Below are 19060 nucleotides of genomic sequence, written 5' to 3'. Positions count from 1 at the left end.
TTTTTATCTTATCAATTCTTTGAATGTCTGATTCTTAAAGGACATTCACCATTCTCCGTTATGCAGTTTTTTAATTTCTGGGGAGGATGAATCATGCTCATTGCACGTCTATTTTTATTGCTCGCCATCGTTGCCGAAGTTGCTGGTACTAGTACGATGTCGTTTATTGGTGAAAGTAATGCGTGGGAAGGCTATCTGGTGATGTATGTTCTGATCGCCATTTCCTATTACTTCTTGTCGAAAGCGGCAAAGAAAATCTCTATCGGTGTCGCGTACGCAACATGGGAAGGTTTGGGTATCGCCTTGATTACCCTGGTTTCTATCGTTTTGTTTGACGCCAACTTAAGCACGCAGCAGTTGCTTGGTTTGGCGCTGGCAGTCGTCGGTATTGTGTGTGTGACGCTCGGCGAATCACACGGTCAGCCTCAACAGAAAGATGAGTTGCCAAGCTCATCGAATGCGAGGTGTTAATCATGAGCCAATTTTTCACTGTTTCATTTGGATTTGTTGTTATGGCGGCGTTGGTCGACATCATGGCGAACATGGCGCTGACTCGCTCTAAAGGCTTTAAGCACAGAGGGTGGGGCATCACTGCGATTGTATTGGTGATGGCGGCGTTTACCTTGCTTGCTCAAGCAGTAAAAGAGATCGACCTTGCGATCGCATACGCCTCTTGGGGTGCAATAGGTATCTTAGGTACCGCGATTGGTGGCGCTTTGCTGTTCAAACAAAAGCTTAAGCCGATTGGCTGGTTTGGTATCTTTGTGGTGATTGCGGCGGTTGTGGTGATGAAGACGGCTTGATGTTCTTTGCCTGAATCCTAGATATCGTCATTCTGAGCATCGAGGGATGAGCGCGATTCAGAATCTACCAACAAAAAGTGCTGTGGCAGAGGTGTTTCCTCTTGCTTCACAGCACTTTGATATTAGATTCCTGATCTCGCCTAGGCTCGTCGGAATGACGGGGTCTTTCTTCCCGTCTTAAACAATAAAGCTTGCGCCTTCTTCTGCGCTCGAAACGCTCTGACGAATCACGCTAAAGAAACCACGACCCCAAGTCTGTTGTTTCGCTTCAGTATCCATCTCTAACAATTCACGACCCGTAACGTCGCTTAGGTTATTCAGCTCGCCAGTTTGGCAATCAACGCGGATGATGTCGCCATTGCGCACCAAGCCAATCGCGCCGCCACGAATTGCTTCTGGAGAAACGTGGATTGCCGATGGAATCTTACCGGATGCACCTGATAGTCGACCGTCCGTCACCAGCGCGACTTTAAAGCCCGCTTTCTGCACGTTGCCAAGAATTGGCATCAGTTTATGCAGCTCTGGCATGCCGTTCGCTGCAGGACCATTGTGCGTCACAACCACGATGCAATCTTGGTTTAGCTCACCACGTTTGTACGCCGCTTCCACTTCGTGTTGGCATTGGAATACGATTGCCGGCGCTTCGGTGATGCGCTGATCTTCTTTCACCGCAGAGACTTTCACTACTGCTTTACCCAAGTTACCGTTAAGTACGCGAGTACCACCGGTGTTTTGGAAAGCTTGCGTTGATGCAGCGATCACTTCGCCGTCTTGGCTGCCACCACATGGTGTCCAAGTCAGTTTGCCGTCGACTAGTGTAGGTAGCGTCATTTGGTCTTCGAATTCGCCGAATGCCGGTTTTACGTCACGGTGAAGCAAGCCTGACTCGTTCAAACGATGCAATAGCGCAGGTACGCCACCCGCTTCTTGGAACGCGTTCATGTCTGCTGGACCGTTCGGGTAAACGCGCGCCAACAGTGGCACGACTTCAGATAGGTCACTGATGTCTTGCCATGTCAGAATCAAACCTGCTGCACGCGCCACTGCCAACATGTGGATAGTGTGGTTGGTACTGCCGCCCGATGCCAACAGCGCAATAATACCGTTGATCAGGCTCTTTTCTGTGACAACTTCAGACAATGGACGGAAGTTGGCTGAACCTGCATTCATTGCCGCGATTTTCAGAGCCGCGTGATCGGTTAATGCCTTGCGCAACTCAGTATGTGGATGGATGAATGCCGAACCTGGCAGCATCAAGCCCATTGCTTCAAACACAAGTTGGTTGGTGTTTGCCGTGCCGTAGAAAGTACACGTGCCAGCTGAGTGGTAAGCTCGACACTCCATATCAAGTAGCGCGTCTTTGCCTACTTCGCCCGCTGCGTATTTTTGGCGAACGTCGACTTTCTCTTCATTGCTGATGCCTGTTGCCATCAAACCTGCTGGCACAAACGCCGTTGGTAGGTGTGCGTAAGACAGCGCGCCCATCAATTGTCCTGGTGCGATTTTGTCGCAGATACCCAGAAGCAAGGTCGCGTCGAACACGTTGTGGCTCAGTGAAAGTGCTGTCGATTGAGCAATTAAGTCACGAGAAAACAGTGACATGTCCATGCCCGCTTGACCTTGAGTCACGCCATCACACATTGCCGGAACACAGCCAGCAACTTGCGCAGTGTGACCGTAACCAGACAGCACTTGCTTGATTTGATCAGGGTAGTGTTGGTATGGCTGGTGGGCACTCAGCATATCGTTGTAAGCACTGATCAGCGCTACATTCGAATGCGTGAAATCCAGAATGCTTTTCTTTTCTGAAGAACAAGATGCCGCAACAGCGTGAGCCAAGTTACCGCAAGACAGACCGACACGACCTTTGCCTGCTTCAGCTTGGACTTCAGTGCGAGCAAGAAACGCCGCACGCGCCTCTTTGCTGCGCTCAACTAAGCGCTGGGTAACGTCTAAAATTACTTGATGAGTCATGCCATTGCCTCGTCTTGCACTAGGATTAACTCAGCGGCATTCGACACAACGTCTTCGATGGTTGCATCAATGCTGACGAAAATGGTGCGAGGCTCATCTTCTGGGCGTTCTAGAGCTTCGAACTGGCTGTTGACCATGTTCTCTTTCATGAAGTGACCTTGGCGAGCACGCATACGCTCAAGGATCAGTTCTTTGCTGCCGTCTAGGAAGAGGAAGGTCACGTTCTCGTTGCCTTCGCGGATTTGGTCACGATAAATCTTTTTTAGTGCCGAGCAGACAATAATGCCGTGCTCATTTTTGCTTTCTAAGCTATAAGCAGCGTCGCGGATACGTTCTAGCCAAGGTTTGCGGTCGTCGTCGTTCAGAGGCTGACCTGATGCCATCTTCTGAATGTTTGCTCGTGGGTGAAGATCATCACCATCAATGAATTTACGTCCCAGCTTTTTCGCCAAGTGCTCACCAATTGTGGTTTTGCCACTCGCACAAACGCCCATAACGACGACACTACTACCAGCCATAACTTATCCTCATAACAAATTTGCGCGTGATCTCAATTTTTGAATTCACTTTAAAATATGGGTTTATCTTATTCATGTTATCGGTAACATGTTACCGGTAACTCAAATAAATGTGAACCACAACACAAACAATAATTTTTAAAGGTGAACCCATGGAACAGCTAACCCAAGCTCCAGACCCTACGTTCCTATTAACGATTGCAGTCCTCGCGATTGCGGCGTTACTTGTATTGATTATTAAGCTAAAAGTGCACGCTTTTGCTTCCCTAACTATGGTGAGTTTAGGTACTGCGATTGCGACTGGCGTTTCTTCTGACCAAGTTGTTCCAACCATGATGAGTGGTTTTGGTGGCACGCTGGCTTCAGTAGCATTGCTGGTTGGTCTTGGCGCAATGATCGGTAAGATTTTGGAAGTAACTGGCGGTGCGCAAGTGCTGGCAGATACTTTGATTGGACGCTTCGGTAAAGAGCGCGCACCATTTGCATTGGGTGTGGCTTCACTACTGTTCGGTTTCCCAATCTTCTTTGACGCTGGTCTCGTGGTCATGATGCCAATCATCCTAAGTGTGGCAGCACGCTTTGGTGGTTCGCCAATCAAATACGCACTACCAGCAGCGGGTGCATTTGCAGTAATGCACGGCTTTGTTCCTCCGCACCCAGGTCCAGTTGCAGCAGCAGAATTCCTAGGCGCAAACATTGGTCTACTGCTTGTTGTTGGTATCCTAGTGGCTATCCCAACTTGGTACCTAGGCGCTTACCTATTTGGTCTGTACGCAGGCAAGAAGTTCGATATCCCACTATCAAAAGCGTTCTTCAACGGTGAAACACAAGTTGATGAATCTAAGCTGCCAAAATTTGGCACAGTAATGACCATCCTAGTGCTGCCTGTACTGCTAATCTGTTTAGACACAGTACTGAACACGCTAGCGGTTGCGGGTGTGATTGATGGTAAAACAGCACTGGTTGAGTTCCTACGTATGCTAGGTAAAACACCGGTAGCCCTTCTGATTACTTTGCTAGTGTCTCTTGCGGTATTCGCGAAAGACTACGGCATGGCAAAACTTGAGAAGCTGTGTGGCGACTCATTGGCTCCGATCTGTGGCGTTATCCTAGTAACGGGTGCGGGCGGCATGTTTGGTGGCGTATTGCGCGCAAGTGGTATCGGTGATGCACTAGCAGACGTATTAACTGATACAGGTATGCCAGTGATCGTAGCAGCGTTTGTTATCTCTACCTGTCTGCGTGTTGCTCAAGGCTCAGCAACCGTGGCACTAACGACAACTGCAGCACTTATCGCGCCAGTAGTGGCAGCATCAACAGGTTTGAGCGAGCTAGACCTATGCTTTATCGTTATCGCGATTGCAGGTGGTGCAACAGTGCTTTCTCACTTCAACGACTCTGGTTTCTGGCTAGTATCTCGTCTACTAGAGATGGATGAGAAAGCAACGCTAAAAACTTGGACGGTAATGGAAACTTTACTTGGTGGTATCGCGTTTATTATCGTAGCAACATTAAGCTTTATTCTTTAGAGGTTACCCATGACAACACTTGAACAACGATTAAGAGAAATCAAAATCGTCCCAGTTATCGCAATCAACGATGTAGCACACGCTCTGCCACTGGCAAAAGTGTTGGTAGAAAACGGTTTACCATGTGCGGAAGTAACATTCCGCACTGAAGCGGCGGCTGAGTCGATCCGCATCATGCGTGAAGCGTACCCAGAACTGCTGATCGGTGCTGGTACAGTACTGACAACAGAGCAAGTGGACATCGCGATTGAAGCGGGCGTGGACTTTATCGTGAGCCCAGGTTTAAACCCAACCACAGTGAAATACTGTCAGCAACGCAACGTGACAATCGTACCGGGCGTGAACAACCCAAGCCTGGTTGAGCAAGCAATGGAAATGGGTCTACGTACCCTGAAGTTCTTCCCTGCTGAGCCTTCAGGCGGCGTAAACATGCTTAAAGCACTAACGGCAGTTTACCCAGTGGAATTCATGCCGACAGGTGGTGTAAGCCCATCTAACGTGGAAGACTACCTAGCGCTGAAATCGGTTGTCGCTTGTGGCGGTACTTGGATGGTGCCAACCGCTATGATGGACAACGGTGATTGGGAAGGTATTGCTGAATTGGTTCGCGCAGTTAAGTAAAACGCGCAAACGGCTCCGAAATACCCCCGAACGTTTTAAAACGTGAATAGAAAAAGGGTCATCAAGTAATTGATGACCCTTTTTGTTTATCTGCTTAAATCGCAAAGTGATTAACGCATCGTCACGAACTCTTCAGAGCCTGTTGGGTGGATAGCCACAACAGAGTCGAAGTCTGCTTTGGTTGCGCCCATCTTCATTGCTACGCCGAAGCCTTGAATCATTTCATCAACCGTGAAGCCGATGCCGTGTAGACCAACAACCGTTTCTTCTTCGCCAGCACATACTAGCTTCATCTTACATGGTTGACGGTGCTTAGTAACCGCGGTGTACATCGCAGTAAAGCCAGACGTGTAGACTTTGATGTTGTCTTTGCCGTACTTCTCTTCTGCTTCTTGAGTCGTTAGACCGATAGTGCCGATTGGTGGGTGGCTGAATACCACAGTTGGTACCAATTCGTAGTCCATCTTCGCGTTTGGTTTGTTGTTGAACAGACGTTCAGAAAGTTGACGACCCGCTTTCACAGCCACTGGGGTTAGCTCGATACCACCTTCCATGATGTCACCTACACAGTAGATGCCTTTCACGTTCGTTTCTTGGTATTCGTCTACCTTGATGTAGCCACGATCGTTCGTTGCAACGCCAGTTGATGCTAGGTTGATAGCGTCAGTTGCTGGGTGACGACCGATTGCCCAGATTAGGGTATCAACGTTTTGGCTCTCACCGTTTTCTAGGTGTAGAGTTAGGCTGCCGTCTGCTTCTTTTACCACTTCTTTTGGAACAGAGTGGGTGTGCAGAGTTGGACCTTCAGCGTCCATCACTTCTACTAGCGTTTCAATGATCATTGGATCGAAGCTACGTAGCGGTGATTCTTTACGAACGAATAGGTGTGTTTCTGTGCCAAGCGCATGCAGTACGCCAGCGATTTCAACCGCGATGTAACCTGCACCGATCACTGCAACGCGTTTTGGCTGCTCAGCAAGCTCGAAGAAGCCGTTTGAATCGATGCCGTATTCTGCGCCTGGGATGTTTGGAGTCGTTGGACGACCACCCACTGCGATCAGGATGTGATCCGCTGTGTAGTGTTCACCGTTTACTTCAACCGTTTTCTCGTCAACAAACTTAGCAAAGCCTTTGATAACGTTTACTTTGTTGTTGCCAAGAACGCGGTCGTAAGATTGGTGGATACGACCAATGTAAGCCTGACGACTCTCAACCAGTTTGCTCCAGTCGAAACCTTTTACATCTACATCGAAGCCGTAGTCTTCTGCGTACAGGTTCATTGCTTCTGCAACTTGCGCGCCGTGCCACATCACTTTCTTAGGCACACAACCAACGTTTACACAGGTACCGCCAAGGTCTTGAGCTTCGATAAGCGCTACTTTAGCACCGTACATTGCTGCACGGTTTGCTGATGCGATACCGCCGCTGCCGCCGCCGATACAGATATAATCAAAATGAGTCGCCATTACTTTCTCCAAGAGCTTATTAATTTTGTCTGACAATAATTACATTGGGGTGGTGGGTGATGAACTCAACAGCCCAACGGAATTGTTGTTAATTCCATGTCCCTATCATAAATCGAGTCTAGCAATTTCCTAAATGGGAAAAAGTGACATTGCTTATGACAAATAGCGATGAAAGGATAGTAAAGCGGAATAAGGCGCTATTCCGCTTGGTGTTTTTCATCCTCAGGGGAAGGGAAAACCATTAGCCGCAGCAGCTTGATGTGCCACAGCCAGACTGGGCTTGCACGTCTTTGCCGTCCGCAAGATAAGTGTTGGTGAGGTAGAAATCACTAAACAGCTGCACGAAGTCTTCCGATACGGTCTTCTCTACCAATCCTGATTCTAGGATGTGCTTTTGCCACGCCTGCATTTTTGGCAGACCACAGAAGAAGTCGTAACCAGAATGCGCTTTGACGATGGCAGCGCGGTGCAGAAGCGGCAGCCAAGCCATGTCTACATTGCTTAGTTCATCGGATTTAAAGAACTTGGTTTCACCAGACAGTTGGTTTTCTGCTTTTTGGAACGCTTTGATCAGCTTCTCTGTACGTTCTTCAAAGGTTGCTTGGTCTTTGCTGCCCATGGTGCCGCATTGTGCCAAGTAGTGTTTAGAACCTAGGTAGCTCCAAGCTCGGTCTAGTGCGCGTTGTTCGTTTGTCACGCCTTGCTCTAACGGACCATATTCGTCTTCGATGTATTCGATGATGGCATCCGATTCAAACAGTGCGGTGCCAGACTCTGTCACCATCACCGGTACTTGACCGTTTGGTGAGATGTCTAGGAACCATTGTGGCTTGTCTTTTAAGCTGATGTATTCAATCTCGTAAGGGATCTGTTTTGCTTCTAGTGCCGCAGTTACGCGTTGAACAAATGGGCAAATTTTAAAACTGATAACTTTAAGCATGGTCATTTCTCTCTATGTTTTAGCTTGTTTACATCCCTAAGACGCAGGCAAAAAAGAAAAGACGAAGCGAAGACGAAAATTTTTAGAAAATAAATAAAAAAAAGCGCAACGAGGTCATCGTTGCGCTTTAAGGTTCTGAAATTCAGTGTCTTTTATTCTGGAACGATCCAGTCGACTTTCCAGTGACCCGTTGCTGGCGCGATCGCTTCTTGTAGGAATGGCAGAATTTCTTTCATCTGGCTTTCCAGTTTCCAGGGCGGGTTAATCACGATCATGCCTGATGCCGTCATGCCGCGCTCGTTGGTATCTGGAGATACGCCCAATTCGATTTGCAGAATTTTGCGAATGCCAAGCCCTTCTAAACCTTCAATCATGTCTTCGATGTCATGGCGGTTTACTACTGGGTACCAAATCGCGTAGATACCCGTTGCCCAACGTTTGTGGCTTTGGTAAATCGCTTGTACGACGTCGCGGTACTCTTTCGCTAGTTCGTATGGTGGGTCAATCAGCACCAAACCACGACGCTCTTGCGGTGGCAGGCTGCCTTTCAGGCGCTTAAAGCCATCTTCTTTGTAGATGCTCACTTGACGATCGCGGTGGAACTCTTGCTCTAGTAGCGGGTGATCGGCTGGATGCAGCTCAGTCAGAACCATACGATCTTGTGGGCGGATTTGCGCACGCGCAACACGCGGTGAGCCTGGGTAGTAACGCAGCTTCTCACCGTTGTTCAACGTTTTGATTGAATCGATGTAGCTTGCGATCTCTTCAGGGATGTTTGAGTTATCCCAAATGCGCGCGATGCCTTGTTTGTATTCGCCCGTTTTCTCAGACCATTCGTGAGTCAGATCGTAGCGTCCCACACCCGAGTGGGTATCGTGATAAACAAACGGCTTATCTTTCTGCTTTAGTGCATCAAGAATGAGGCTTTGAACGATGTGTTTTACCACGTCAGCATGGTTGCCAGCGTGGAAGCTGTGGCGGTAACTTAACAAATTAAACTCTCGAAACACTCTTTGACTGAGTGTGGTCTGTGATTTTCGCGATATGGCGGTATTATACTCAAGTAACTTGAAGAAGTAGAACTTCGATTCAAATCAGTATCACTGATAGGGATTCGCTATTGAAATTTCTTTAAGTCACCCATACTTAGTATGAGTAAACAAATTGAACCTAAGTGGGATTGCGCCGCTCCAATAGAGTGCCAAACCGAACTTAGGCATAACAAGACTCAAGGACAGAGTAAGCGCTCTTTGACCCATTCGGTCATTGCTGCATCGAGAAAGGGAACGGAAATCCCCCCATCCATGTTGTCGGCTTGCCTGTGCATTGAGTTCGCCTACTGTTTTGCAAACACCAATAGGTTCTTTGCAAATGCGAATAGGCAAATACAGAGCCAAAACACAAAAGGAATTATTCATGTCTAATCCACTTCTTACGTTTACGGATCTTCCTCCGTTTTCGCAAATCAAACCTGAACACATTAAACCTGCAGTGGAGCAGGCGATTGCGGATTGTCGTGCCAAGATTGACGAGGTACTTAAAGACAACGCAAACCCAAGCTGGACCAGTGTGATCGCGCCAATTGAAGAAGCGGATGACCGCTTGAGCCGCATTTGGTCACCAGTGGGTCACATGAACTCAGTAGTGAACAGCGAAGCGCTACGTGAGGCTTACGAAAGCTGTCTACCAATCCTGTCTGAGTACGGTACTTGGGTTGGTCAGCACAAAGGTCTTTACGAAGCGTACAAAGCGATCAAAGCCAGCGAAGAGTATGCGACGCTAACGCGTGCACAGCAGAAGACCATTTCGGATTCACTACGCGACTTCGAGCTTTCGGGCATCGGTCTACCATCAGACGAGCAACATCGCTACGGCGAAATCAGCAAGCGCATGTCTGAGCTGAGCTCGAAATTCTCTAATAATGTGCTAGATGCAACCATGGGTTGGACCAAGCACGTTGCCGACGAAAAAGACCTAGCGGGTATGCCAGAATCTGCACTTGCAGCAGCAAAAGCGGCAGCAGAAGCAAAAGAGCTCGATGGCTACCTAATCACGCTAGATATCCCATCTTACCTACCAGTTATGACGTACTGTGATAACCAAGACCTACGTAAAGAAGTGTACGAAGCGTACGTAACGCGCGCTTCTGATCGTGGTCCAAACGCAGGCAAGTGGGACAACACAGAAATCATCACTGAGCAGCTAAAACTGCGTCATGAAATCTCTCGTATGTTGGGCTTCAACACTTACAGCGAGAAATCTCTGGCAACTAAAATGGCAGAGAACCCAGCGCAAGTTCTTGGCTTCTTGAACGATTTGGCAACCAAAGCGAAACCACAAGGTGAGCGCGAAATCGAAGAGCTACGCCAGTTTGCTAACGCAGAATTTGGTGTTAGCGAGCTAAACGTATGGGACATTGCGTACTACAGCGAGAAGCAAAAGCAGCACTTATTCCAAATCTCGGATGAGGAACTGCGTCCTTACTTCCCTGAATCAAAAGCGGTAAGTGGTCTGTTTGAAGTGCTAAACCGCGTGTTTGGTATGACAGTGACAGAGCGTGAAGGCGTGGATACTTGGCACGAATCCGTGCGTTTCTTCGATATCTTCGATGGCGAAGGCACACTGCGCGGCAGCTTCTATCTAGATCTATACGCACGCGAACACAAACGTGGCGGTGCGTGGATGGACGATTGCCGTGGTCGTCGCGTAACGCTATCTGGCGAGCTACAAACACCGGTTGCTTACCTAACGTGTAACTTCAACCGTCCTGTGGGCGACAAGCCTGCACTGTTTACGCACGATGAAGTGGTGACTCTGTTCCACGAGTTTGGTCATGGTATCCACCACATGTTGACGCAAGTAGAAACAGGCGCGGTATCGGGTATCAACGGTGTGCCTTGGGATGCGGTTGAGCTACCAAGTCAGTTCCTAGAAAACTGGTGTTGGGAAGAAGACGCGCTGGCGTTTATTTCTGGTCACTATGAGACTGGTGAACCACTACCAAAAGCGATGCTAGATAAAATGCTAGCCGCGAAGAACTTCCAGTCGGCGATGGGCATCCTACGTCAGCTAGAGTTCGGCTTGTTCGACTTCACTCTGCACACAGAATACGATCCAGAAGTGGGTGCTCGTGTGCTTGAAACCTTGGCAGAAGTGAAAGAGAAAGTGGCAGTTGTACCAGCGGTAGAGTGGGCGCGTTTCTCACACAGCTTTGGTCACATCTTCGCTGGTGGTTACAGCGCAGGTTACTACAGCTACCTATGGGCAGAAGTATTGTCTTCGGATGCGTTCTCTCGCTTTGAAGAAGAAGGCATCTTCAATAAAGAAACTGGTCTAAGCTTCTTGAACAACATCCTAGAAATGGGTGGCAGTGAAGAACCAATGGAGCTATTTAAGCGCTTCCGTGGTCGTGAGCCAGAAATCGATGCGCTATTGCGCCATTCAGGTATCGCAGCGTAATCTCGATTGAGAATGAAAATGGGCAGCCAAGTGGCTGCCCATTTTTTTATTCATAGATTCAGCTTTTAGTATCTGATTCAGACTGTTATGGATTTACGCTGCGATTGATCGGGTTTTGCAGCGAAATCAGTGTCTCGGTGGATTGCACTTCGTCGATCGCTTGAAGCTTATCAATCAATACAAATTGCAGCTCTTCAATCGACTTGCACATCAATTTGACGAATATGTTATACGCGCCAGTGGTGTAGTAAGCTTCTACCACTTCATCGAGGGCATTGAGCTTTTCTAGCGCTGAATGATAGTCGCGCGCGGCATTCAAGTTGATGCCGATAAAGCAACATACGTCATATCCTAGCTTTTTGGTATTGACGATTACCTCAGTACCTTCGATGATGTCTGCCGCTTTCATTTTCTCGATACGAACGTGGATGGTCGCTGGGCTGACATTAAACTGTTTTGCCATTTCCGCGTAAGGCTTACGCGCATCCGCCATCAGAGTTTTGAGAATCGCGCGATCGAGATCGTCGAGTTTAGGCAAGCTCGCATTCATACAATTATTTCCGTTGGGTATGAGGTTTAAAGTTCATTTTATACTCACAGCGGACAGGATTCACAAGGTTTACGCAGGGATAACCGCGAGGTAGCTCTGAAGTCATGGAGTTGATGTGCCATTTTTTCTGTTTTGCATAGCGATCATGTTCAGTGCTGTCGCTTCGGCGCAAGAGCAAAAAGTCCTCGTTGTTCACTCTTACCATCAAGGTTTCTTCTGGACTGATTCTATCCAGCGTGGTTTCACCCAGCAGCTTGAGGGGCGACAGCTTGATACGCGCGTGTTGTATCTCGATTCTAAGCGCAGTCAAAGCCAGCACTTCTTTAATCAGCTGGAGTCCCTTTATCGCACCAAACTGAGCGAAGAGCATTTTGACGCGATCGTGGTCAGCGATAACAATGCACTTGCTTTGATGCAGCGTTTGTCTTCGGTTATCAAAGATACACCGGTGATTTTCAGTGGTATCAATAACTATCATCCTGCACTGCATCAGGGGTTGAAGGCGACGGGCGTGATTGAAGACGTCGACCTGTCCGCCAACCTCGCCTTGATTGAGCGTCTGCATCCGACCCACAAACAAATCCTTATTGTCAGTGACCATTCTGTTACTGGTGCGGCACTTCGTGCTCAGATCGAAGACTTTCTTGATGATAACTCAGCATATCGCGACAAAATCCTTCATTTAGTGCCGGAAACGGTCGATGACTTAAAACAACAAGTGTCGCAAATGAACATCGATAACGTAGTGCTGTTTTGGACTTACTACCGCGATATTCACGGTAACGTTGCGACCGATAAAGACTGGCGGGATATCAACCAAGCCTCTAACGCACCGCTGTTTATGGTGCACGATATTGGACTTGGGCACGGTGCGGTTGGTGGTGTGATTCAAACTGGCTATCGCCAAGGTTTTGAAGCTGCGAAGTTATTGGCACAAGTGCTGGATAACCCGCAGCAACCTTTACCTGCGATTGTGCGTGCAGAATCGGACATCAAACTCGACTATCAATCGGTTGTGCGCTGGGGCTTAGGCGCAGAGCAAGAAGCTTCATCAGTGTTCTTCAATAAGCCAGTGGAATTTACTGAGCGTTACGCCCGAGAAATTAAACTGTTTGGCAGTGTGCTGGTGGCGATGACCATCGTGATTATGCTGCTTAGTTACTACTTACATCGCATTCGTCGCAGCGAAAGTATTGCTCGCGAGAGCCAGACGATTTTAGAGTCAGTGTTTGACCAGAGCATGCAGTACATGGGCATTCTCGACCAACATGGTTTGCTTAAATCCGGTAACGATCGTCTGCAATCGTTACTCAATCATCAGGATATGCGTCTCGATCGTCCGCTTTGGCATCATAAAAACTGGAGCGAAGAAGCACGCCAGTTACTTGCCAATTACTTCCAATCCAGTCATCGCCAAGTCTCCACTTTTGAAACAGAAATCTGGAGTAAAGAACATGGCGCTATGGTGCTGGAAGTGTCCCTCAAACCGTTTTCTCAGCAAGTGGCAAACCAAGAGCAATACTTGTTTGAAGCGCGTGACATTACCAGTCGTAAGGCGATGGAAGACAAGCTCTACCAACGTGAATCGAGTTTGCGTAACTACTACGAGCAGCAGCCGGTAATGATGGTGACGTTAGATAACAATAACCGCATTCAGGAAGTGAACCGTTTTGCTCAGCAGCTTTTGGGTTATCAACCGTTGGATATGCTGGGGCATCGCCTACGTGAGTTCTATTCGGACGAAAAAGCACTGATCCCGCGCCAAGTGTTATTGCAACCTCAGCAAGTGATGCACGGCGTTTGGCGTCGCGAAATCGAATATCGTCATGCGGATGGTCATCGCGTTTGGGTGCGTGAAAACATTCGCCCATTAAGAGATTCCGACCAACTGCTGATCGTTGGTGAAGACATTACTGAGACTAAGAAGCTCGCCAAACAGCTAGAGTACCAAGCACGCTATGACTTGCTGACTGACACCTACAACCGCAACTATTTCGAGTTAGAGCTACAAACCGCACTGCGAGAAGTAGAAAGCCACCGTCGTGTGCATGCAATGTTGTACCTCGATCTCGACCAGCTAAAAGTGCTTAACGATACCGTGGGTCATGATGCCGGTGATGCGGCTATTCAGTTCTGTGCCAGCATGTTGGAAGAGGTGCTCCCATACAATGCAGTCTTGGCGCGCATGGGCGGTGATGAGTTTGCCGTGCTGTTGAAAGATTGCGATGAGCACGGTGCTATTAACGTGGCGAAGCAAATTATCACGACCTTGAGCGAACAGCTTTTCCGTTGGGAAGACACGCAATTGTTTATGAGCTGCTCGGTGGGCATTCGTATTATTGACCACACCGCCGAAACGCCACAAATGGTCCACGCTCAAGCAGACTCGGCGTGTCATGTTGCCAAAGAGCAGGGGCGGAATCGCTACAACCTATTCAGCTTAGATAATGAAGAGCTGCAACGTCGCCAGTTAGAGATGCAGAGCGTTAATCTAGTGCATGAGGCGCTATCGAGTAAGCGTCTTGAATTGTTTGCTCAGCGCATTGTTAACTTGAGCGGAGAAGGCTCACCATTGTGCTTTGAGATTCTGGTGCGTATTCGTGATGCACAGGGCAATTACTTGTCTCCTGGTGTTTTTATCCCAGCTTCTGAGCGCTACAACATTGCGCACTGGATTGATAAACAAGTGATTACTCAAACCTTAGAGTGGTTTGAAGCTCGCCCAGAGATAGTAGAAAAACTCGGACGCTGCGCGATCAACTTGTCCGGTCAGTCGATGGGGAATCAAGAGTTTATCGACTTCCTGTTAGAGCGCCTGCAGTCGTCCTCGATTCCTTGTGAGAAGATCTGTTTAGAAATTACTGAAACTGCAGCGATGAGCAATATCGACCAAGCGCTCGGTTTCTTTACTCGCGTGCGCACACTGGGCTGTTTGATTGCGTTGGACGATTTTGGTTCTGGCTTGTCTTCTTTCGGCTACTTAAAGCAGCTTCCTGTCGATATCGTGAAAATTGATGGTCTTTTCGTGCGAGACATCAACGTAAACGAGATGGATCGCGTGATGGTGCGTTCAATCAACGACTTAGCCAAGCAGATGGGTAAAGTCACGGTGGCGGAATTTGTTGAGAATGACCAAGTCAGAGAGCTGCTGATCGAGCTGGGTGTCGACTATGGGCAAGGTTATGGCATTGGGCATCCTAAACCTCTAGCTGAGCTGGTCGACGAACTTCAGCAACTTTAACCATCCAGACGAACGTCATCTAACTTCTCCCCAACCTAGCAATTATAGGCGGGTTGGGTATACACTCAGCGCCAGTTAAACCGATTTTTACTGGAGCCTCCTTTTGCAACTGCAATTGATTTGTGAAGACCCATCTCAACAGTCTCACCTTGATGAACTCGCTGCGCGTTGGCAGCTTTCTCACACTGATGACAGTGACTTTGCTTTAGTCCTCACGACAGAGCGTTTAGAGCTGCGTAAAGTGGATGAGCCAAAGCTGGGTGCGATCTTTGTGGATTTGATTGGTGGTGCAGTAGGGCATCGTCGCAAGTTCGGTGGTGGTAAAGGTCAAGCAATCGCGAAAGCGGCGGGTTTGAACAAAGGCGCAACCCCAACTGTGCTTGATGGCACCGCGGGCTTAGGGCGCGATGCGTTCGTATTGGCGTCGTTAGGCTGTAAAGTCCAAATGGTTGAGCGTCACCCTGTAGTCGCTGCTTTGCTGGATGACGGTTTGGCTCGTGCGAAACACGATCCAGAAATCGGCACTTGGGTATCAGAGCGCCTGTCTTTGATTCACGCTTCTAGCCATGATGCACTGGAGCAATTGGCGCAAGATAAAGACTTTATCCAGCCCGATGTGGTTTACCTCGACCCGATGTACCCACACCCTGAAAACAAAAAGAAATCGGCATTAGTGAAAAAAGAGATGCGCGTCTTCCAATCTCTGGTTGGTGCAGATCTTGATGCGGATGGCTTGCTGGCGCCTGCAATGGCATTGGCGAGTAAGCGTGTGGTGGTCAAACGCCCTGATTACGCCAACTGGCTTGATGAGCAAAAGCCGAGCATGGCAATTGAAACCAAAAAGAACCGTTTCGATGTGTATGTGAAGGCATCAATGGCGTAATTCAACTAGGCTACAAACCTCTCGCCGCGATTAAAACGCTTTTATCTCGAACAAAATTTAACCGCAAAAGGTCAACAGACCCTAAACGCCTGACGACAAAAAATTTCTTCTCACAGCGTCTAATTTGGCGCTGTGTTTGTATCTGGTGTTTGCTCTGCTTGTTGATACTTTTCTCTTGCTAATTCGGCATACTGACTGTATATCTAACTAAGAATTATTATTATTTCACTTGTGTGATGCCGTAGAGTAAAACAGTCGAGAATTGGGAAGTTGGAGTAGTAGCATGGCGAAACGTTTATGTAAGATGAGCCGCAAACAGATTGCTGAGAGTTTGGGTGATATTCACCGCTTGGTGGTAGCACCTAAGTTTGTCTGCCGCTCTTGTGCTCGTTCTTCTGTCTCGAAAAACACCTTGTGTAAGCCTGCCGCGATTCCACCTCAAAAGTGCCAAGACAAACCGCTGTCCGAGCAACAGGCTTGTGGTCTATTGGCGGAAGCACTGCCAACCCCATCTCTAACTCAAGATACCCCAATCATCATGACGCCAGAGCAAAGCGCTGAGAAAGCCGCGATCGTTAAACGTGTTGTGGAACGAGTGAAAGAGAAGAAACTAGCAGCAAAAGTCGCAGCCGTAACCTCAACCACTAAGCTAGAGGCGCCAGATATGTTTGATTTATCAGATAAGAAAGCGCTGATAAAGGCGAAGAAAGCGGTTAAGAAACATTACAAGCAGCAGAAAAAGTTGCTTAAGTTAGCCAAAAAGCAGCAAAAATTGCTCAAACGCCAGCGTAAGCTTGAAGCGCGAAATGCCAAACTAGAGGTGTTGCTGCCAACGCCACCAAACACGTTGTTGAGCACAAGCTCGCAAGCCAAAGTGCATTAATCGAATCAAAAAAAACGCTCTCCAGTTGGAGAGCGTTTTTTATTGTCGAAATGTTTGTAGGATTAGCTGTGTTACTTGTTGGCGTAACTCATCTCTACGCGTTTTTTCACCCAAGTTTCGTTAATCCACAGCGATAGCATGATGATTGCACCACCAATGGCAAGTCGTGTCACATCAACATCGCGGTTCCAAATTACGATATTCACAATCAAACCAGCAGGGACGAGCGCGTTGTTCATTACCGCAAGTGCACCCGCGTTGACCATGGTTGCGCCTTTGTTCCACGCAAAGTAACCAAAGCCTGATGCAATCAAACCAAGGTAAGTCAGAATGCCCCATTGTGTTGCTGTGGTTGGCATCTTGTCTAAGTTACCCATCAGAGCAAAGGCGACGGTTGCCACGCACAATGCGCCCAAGTAGAAGTAACCAAATACCGTGTGCTGTGGCAGTTCAACCGATTCGGTTTCCATAATGTACTTATAGCCGACCTGACCGATGGCAAAACACAGGTTCGCTCCTTGTACGACCAAAAAGCCCATCAAGAAGTTTTCATTGATACCCGCAAACTTAATCCACGCCGCGCCCAGCACAGCAATTGCCGCCGTAACCAAATACCAAGGTGAGAATCGACCTTTCAAGAAGTCATAAATCAAGGTGACGTAAATAGGGGTAAACACGGTGAATAGCAGCACTTCTGGTACAGAAAGGAGTAGGAAAGACTGGTAGTAGAAGCAATACATTAAGCCGAGTTGGAAGCCGCCCACGATCATCAATTTCGCGATCAGAGATTTGCTTACGCCACGGAATTTTAAGAAAGGAATGAAGACTAGGCTCGCCAGCGCAACGCGCATGAAAACTGAGAACCAAGAGTCAACCTGACCGGCAAGGTAAACGCCGATCAGGCTAAATGAGAATGCCCAAAGTAGGGTAACTGCGGATAGATAAGCCATGGATGAGAATCTTTATCAACAACAAATGTGCCCGCAGTCTAACCAAGTTTTAAGGTCACGCCAACGCAAATCAGTCTTTTAGCGGTACGACCAGCATATCGACGGGTGAGCAGTTAATAAGCTGACGCGTCGACGAAAGAATCTTGCTCCAGAAATCTTGGTGATGACCACAAACCACCAAATCAATATTGTAGTCCTGAATGGTATCGCACAGCTCGTTACTCAAATCACCGCTACCAACTAACGTATGCGTGATTGGGTACTCTGCGTATTCTTCAAAATTCGCTAACTGTGTACGAGACGCTTCCATCGCTTGGTGTTGCGCCTCCGCCATGTTGATGTCGATAAGCCCGGTGTAAAGCTCGGCGTAATTCACATCGATATGAATGAAAGAGACTTTCGCATCCAGAGGTTTAGCCAGTGACACGGCTTTCTTAATCAACACTTTACTGTCGTCTGAGAGGTCGACTGCCACAAGTACGTGTTTGTAACTCATATTGCTATCTCCTTGATAAGGTCATAGTGTCAGATTAGCACTAAGTCTCAGATAATTTTGCTGAAGTGATCTCATATCAATATCGTAGGTACAAAGTGTTGCCACTGTAATCATGTTATAGTGGCGTTATACCCAAGTGACTTTGTTGTCTTTGAACCATCTCTTTTGAGGTTACTTGGGTATATTGCATGCACATAAATAGGAGTTAACATGCTGTCTCAAACTATGGTTGAACAATTGAATGAGCAAATTAACCTAGAATTTTTCTCATCCAATCTATACTTACAAATGAGTGCTTGGTGTGAAGACAAAGGTTTTGAAGGTGCGGCTGAATTTTTACGCGCTCACGCCGTAGAAGAAATGGAGCACATGCAACGTCTTTTCACTTATGTAAGTGAAACTGGCTCAATGCCAATCCTAGGTGCGATTGAAGCACCTAAGCATGACTTTGCTAGCCTTGGCGATGTTTTCCGTGAAACCTACGAACATGAGCAAATGATCACGGAAAAGATCAACAAATTGGCGCATGTTGCATTTACAAGCCAAGACTACTCAACGTTTAACTTCCTACAGTGGTACGTGGCTGAACAGCACGAAGAAGAGAAGTTGTTTAAAGGGATTTTAGATAAGATCGAATTAGTTGGTGAAGACGGTAAAGCATTGTTCTTCATCGATAAAGATCTAGCACAAATGGCAAAAGAAGGTTCATCTTCAATTATGGGTGCTCCAGCTGCATAACGTGTTCCC

At 47.8% G+C, this 19060-nt stretch carries 17 protein-coding genes; 9 read left to right on the top strand and 8 right to left on the bottom strand.

Annotated features, from left to right (window positions below; genetic code table 11):
- The first annotated feature begins 93 nt into the window (after positions 1–93).
- Both QTO06_RS05235 and QTO06_RS05230 read left to right on the top strand, forming a co-directional pair.
- Positions 94–471 (top strand): SMR family transporter, encoded by a 378-nt coding sequence (locus QTO06_RS05235; RefSeq protein ID WP_005430013.1) that lies wholly within the window; start codon positions 94–96, stop codon positions 469–471.
- A 2-nt stretch (positions 472–473) separates the two neighbouring features.
- Positions 474–803, top strand: coding sequence for an SMR family transporter (locus QTO06_RS05230; protein ID WP_005434604.1), 330 nt, complete (start codon positions 474–476; stop codon positions 801–803).
- 177 nt (positions 804–980) lie between these two features.
- Here QTO06_RS05230 and edd read toward each other — a convergent pair whose 3' ends face one another.
- Positions 981–2777, bottom strand: a complete 1797-nt coding sequence (gene edd / locus QTO06_RS05225) for a phosphogluconate dehydratase (RefSeq protein WP_331407065.1) — start codon at positions 2775–2777, stop codon at positions 981–983.
- Positions 2774–3295, bottom strand: coding sequence for a gluconokinase (locus QTO06_RS05220; RefSeq protein ID WP_005449047.1), 522 nt, complete (start codon positions 3293–3295; stop codon positions 2774–2776). The genes edd and QTO06_RS05220 overlap by 4 nt, the downstream gene beginning before the upstream one ends.
- 152 nt (positions 3296–3447) lie before the next feature.
- Between QTO06_RS05220 and QTO06_RS05215 the strand changes: the two genes are divergently transcribed.
- A complete protein-coding gene (locus QTO06_RS05215; protein WP_331407064.1) occupies positions 3448–4824 on the top strand; it encodes a GntP family permease in 1377 nt (458 codons plus the stop codon).
- A gap of 9 nt (positions 4825–4833) precedes the next feature.
- Positions 4834–5445 (top strand): bifunctional 4-hydroxy-2-oxoglutarate aldolase/2-dehydro-3-deoxy-phosphogluconate aldolase, encoded by a 612-nt coding sequence (locus tag QTO06_RS05210; protein WP_331407063.1) that lies wholly within the window; start codon positions 4834–4836, stop codon positions 5443–5445.
- A gap of 110 nt (positions 5446–5555) precedes the next feature.
- Here QTO06_RS05210 and gorA read toward each other — a convergent pair whose 3' ends face one another.
- The 3 genes from gorA to QTO06_RS05195 all read right to left on the bottom strand — a co-directional run bounded on the left by gorA (position 5556) and on the right by QTO06_RS05195 (position 8843).
- Complete coding sequence (gene gorA / locus QTO06_RS05205; RefSeq protein WP_331407062.1) at positions 5556–6911, bottom strand: glutathione-disulfide reductase; 1356 nt, start codon at positions 6909–6911, stop codon at positions 5556–5558.
- Between the two features lie 241 nt (positions 6912–7152).
- On the bottom strand, positions 7153–7857 hold the full coding sequence (locus QTO06_RS05200; RefSeq protein ID WP_331407061.1) for a glutathione S-transferase family protein: 705 nt from the start codon (positions 7855–7857) through the stop codon (positions 7153–7155).
- Positions 7858–8003: 146 nt separating this feature from the next.
- Entirely contained in the window at positions 8004–8843 is an 840-nt protein-coding gene (locus QTO06_RS05195; RefSeq protein ID WP_050909721.1) for a 23S rRNA (adenine(2030)-N(6))-methyltransferase RlmJ, read from the bottom strand.
- A gap of 424 nt (positions 8844–9267) precedes the next feature.
- On the opposite strand from QTO06_RS05195, the gene prlC reads away from it, so the two are divergent.
- Positions 9268–11310 carry an oligopeptidase A gene (gene prlC / locus QTO06_RS05190; RefSeq protein ID WP_038893748.1) on the top strand — a complete coding sequence of 681 codons (2043 nt, stop codon included), beginning with the start codon at positions 9268–9270 and terminating at the stop codon, positions 11308–11310.
- Positions 11311–11395: 85 nt separating this feature from the next.
- On the opposite strand, the gene asnC is transcribed toward prlC, so the two are convergent.
- Positions 11396–11860, bottom strand: a complete 465-nt coding sequence (asnC, locus tag QTO06_RS05185; RefSeq protein WP_005430014.1) for a transcriptional regulator AsnC — start codon at positions 11858–11860, stop codon at positions 11396–11398.
- Positions 11861–11975: 115 nt separating this feature from the next.
- On the opposite strand from asnC, the gene QTO06_RS05180 reads away from it, so the two are divergent.
- From QTO06_RS05180 to QTO06_RS05170, 3 genes are all read left to right on the top strand, one after another.
- A complete protein-coding gene (locus QTO06_RS05180) occupies positions 11976–15101 on the top strand; it encodes an EAL domain-containing protein (RefSeq protein ID WP_331407060.1) in 3126 nt (1041 codons plus the stop codon).
- Positions 15102–15204: 103 nt separating this feature from the next.
- A complete protein-coding gene (locus QTO06_RS05175; protein WP_331407059.1) occupies positions 15205–15984 on the top strand; it encodes a class I SAM-dependent methyltransferase in 780 nt (259 codons plus the stop codon).
- 283 nt (positions 15985–16267) lie between these two features.
- Positions 16268–16867, top strand: a complete 600-nt coding sequence (locus tag QTO06_RS05170; RefSeq protein WP_331407058.1) for a hypothetical protein — start codon at positions 16268–16270, stop codon at positions 16865–16867.
- Between the two features lie 71 nt (positions 16868–16938).
- Here the strand turns inward: QTO06_RS05170 and QTO06_RS05165 are convergent, their stop codons facing one another.
- Positions 16939–17817: a carboxylate/amino acid/amine transporter gene (locus QTO06_RS05165; RefSeq protein WP_005434580.1), complete on the bottom strand. Its 879-nt coding sequence runs from the start codon at positions 17815–17817 to the stop codon at positions 16939–16941.
- Positions 17818–17887: 70 nt separating this feature from the next.
- Positions 17888–18313, bottom strand: a complete 426-nt coding sequence (uspA, locus tag QTO06_RS05160) for a universal stress protein UspA (protein WP_005434578.1) — start codon at positions 18311–18313, stop codon at positions 17888–17890.
- 210 nt (positions 18314–18523) lie between these two features.
- On the opposite strand from uspA, the gene ftnA reads away from it, so the two are divergent.
- Complete coding sequence (gene ftnA, locus QTO06_RS05155) at positions 18524–19051, top strand: non-heme ferritin (RefSeq protein ID WP_005434576.1); 528 nt, start codon at positions 18524–18526, stop codon at positions 19049–19051.
- Positions 19052–19060 lie beyond the last annotated feature (9 nt).

Source organism: Vibrio sp. M260121 (assembly GCF_036533715.1).
Lineage (GTDB): Bacteria > Pseudomonadota > Gammaproteobacteria > Enterobacterales > Vibrionaceae > Vibrio.
This window is presented reverse-complemented; position numbering and strand designations above follow the sequence as displayed.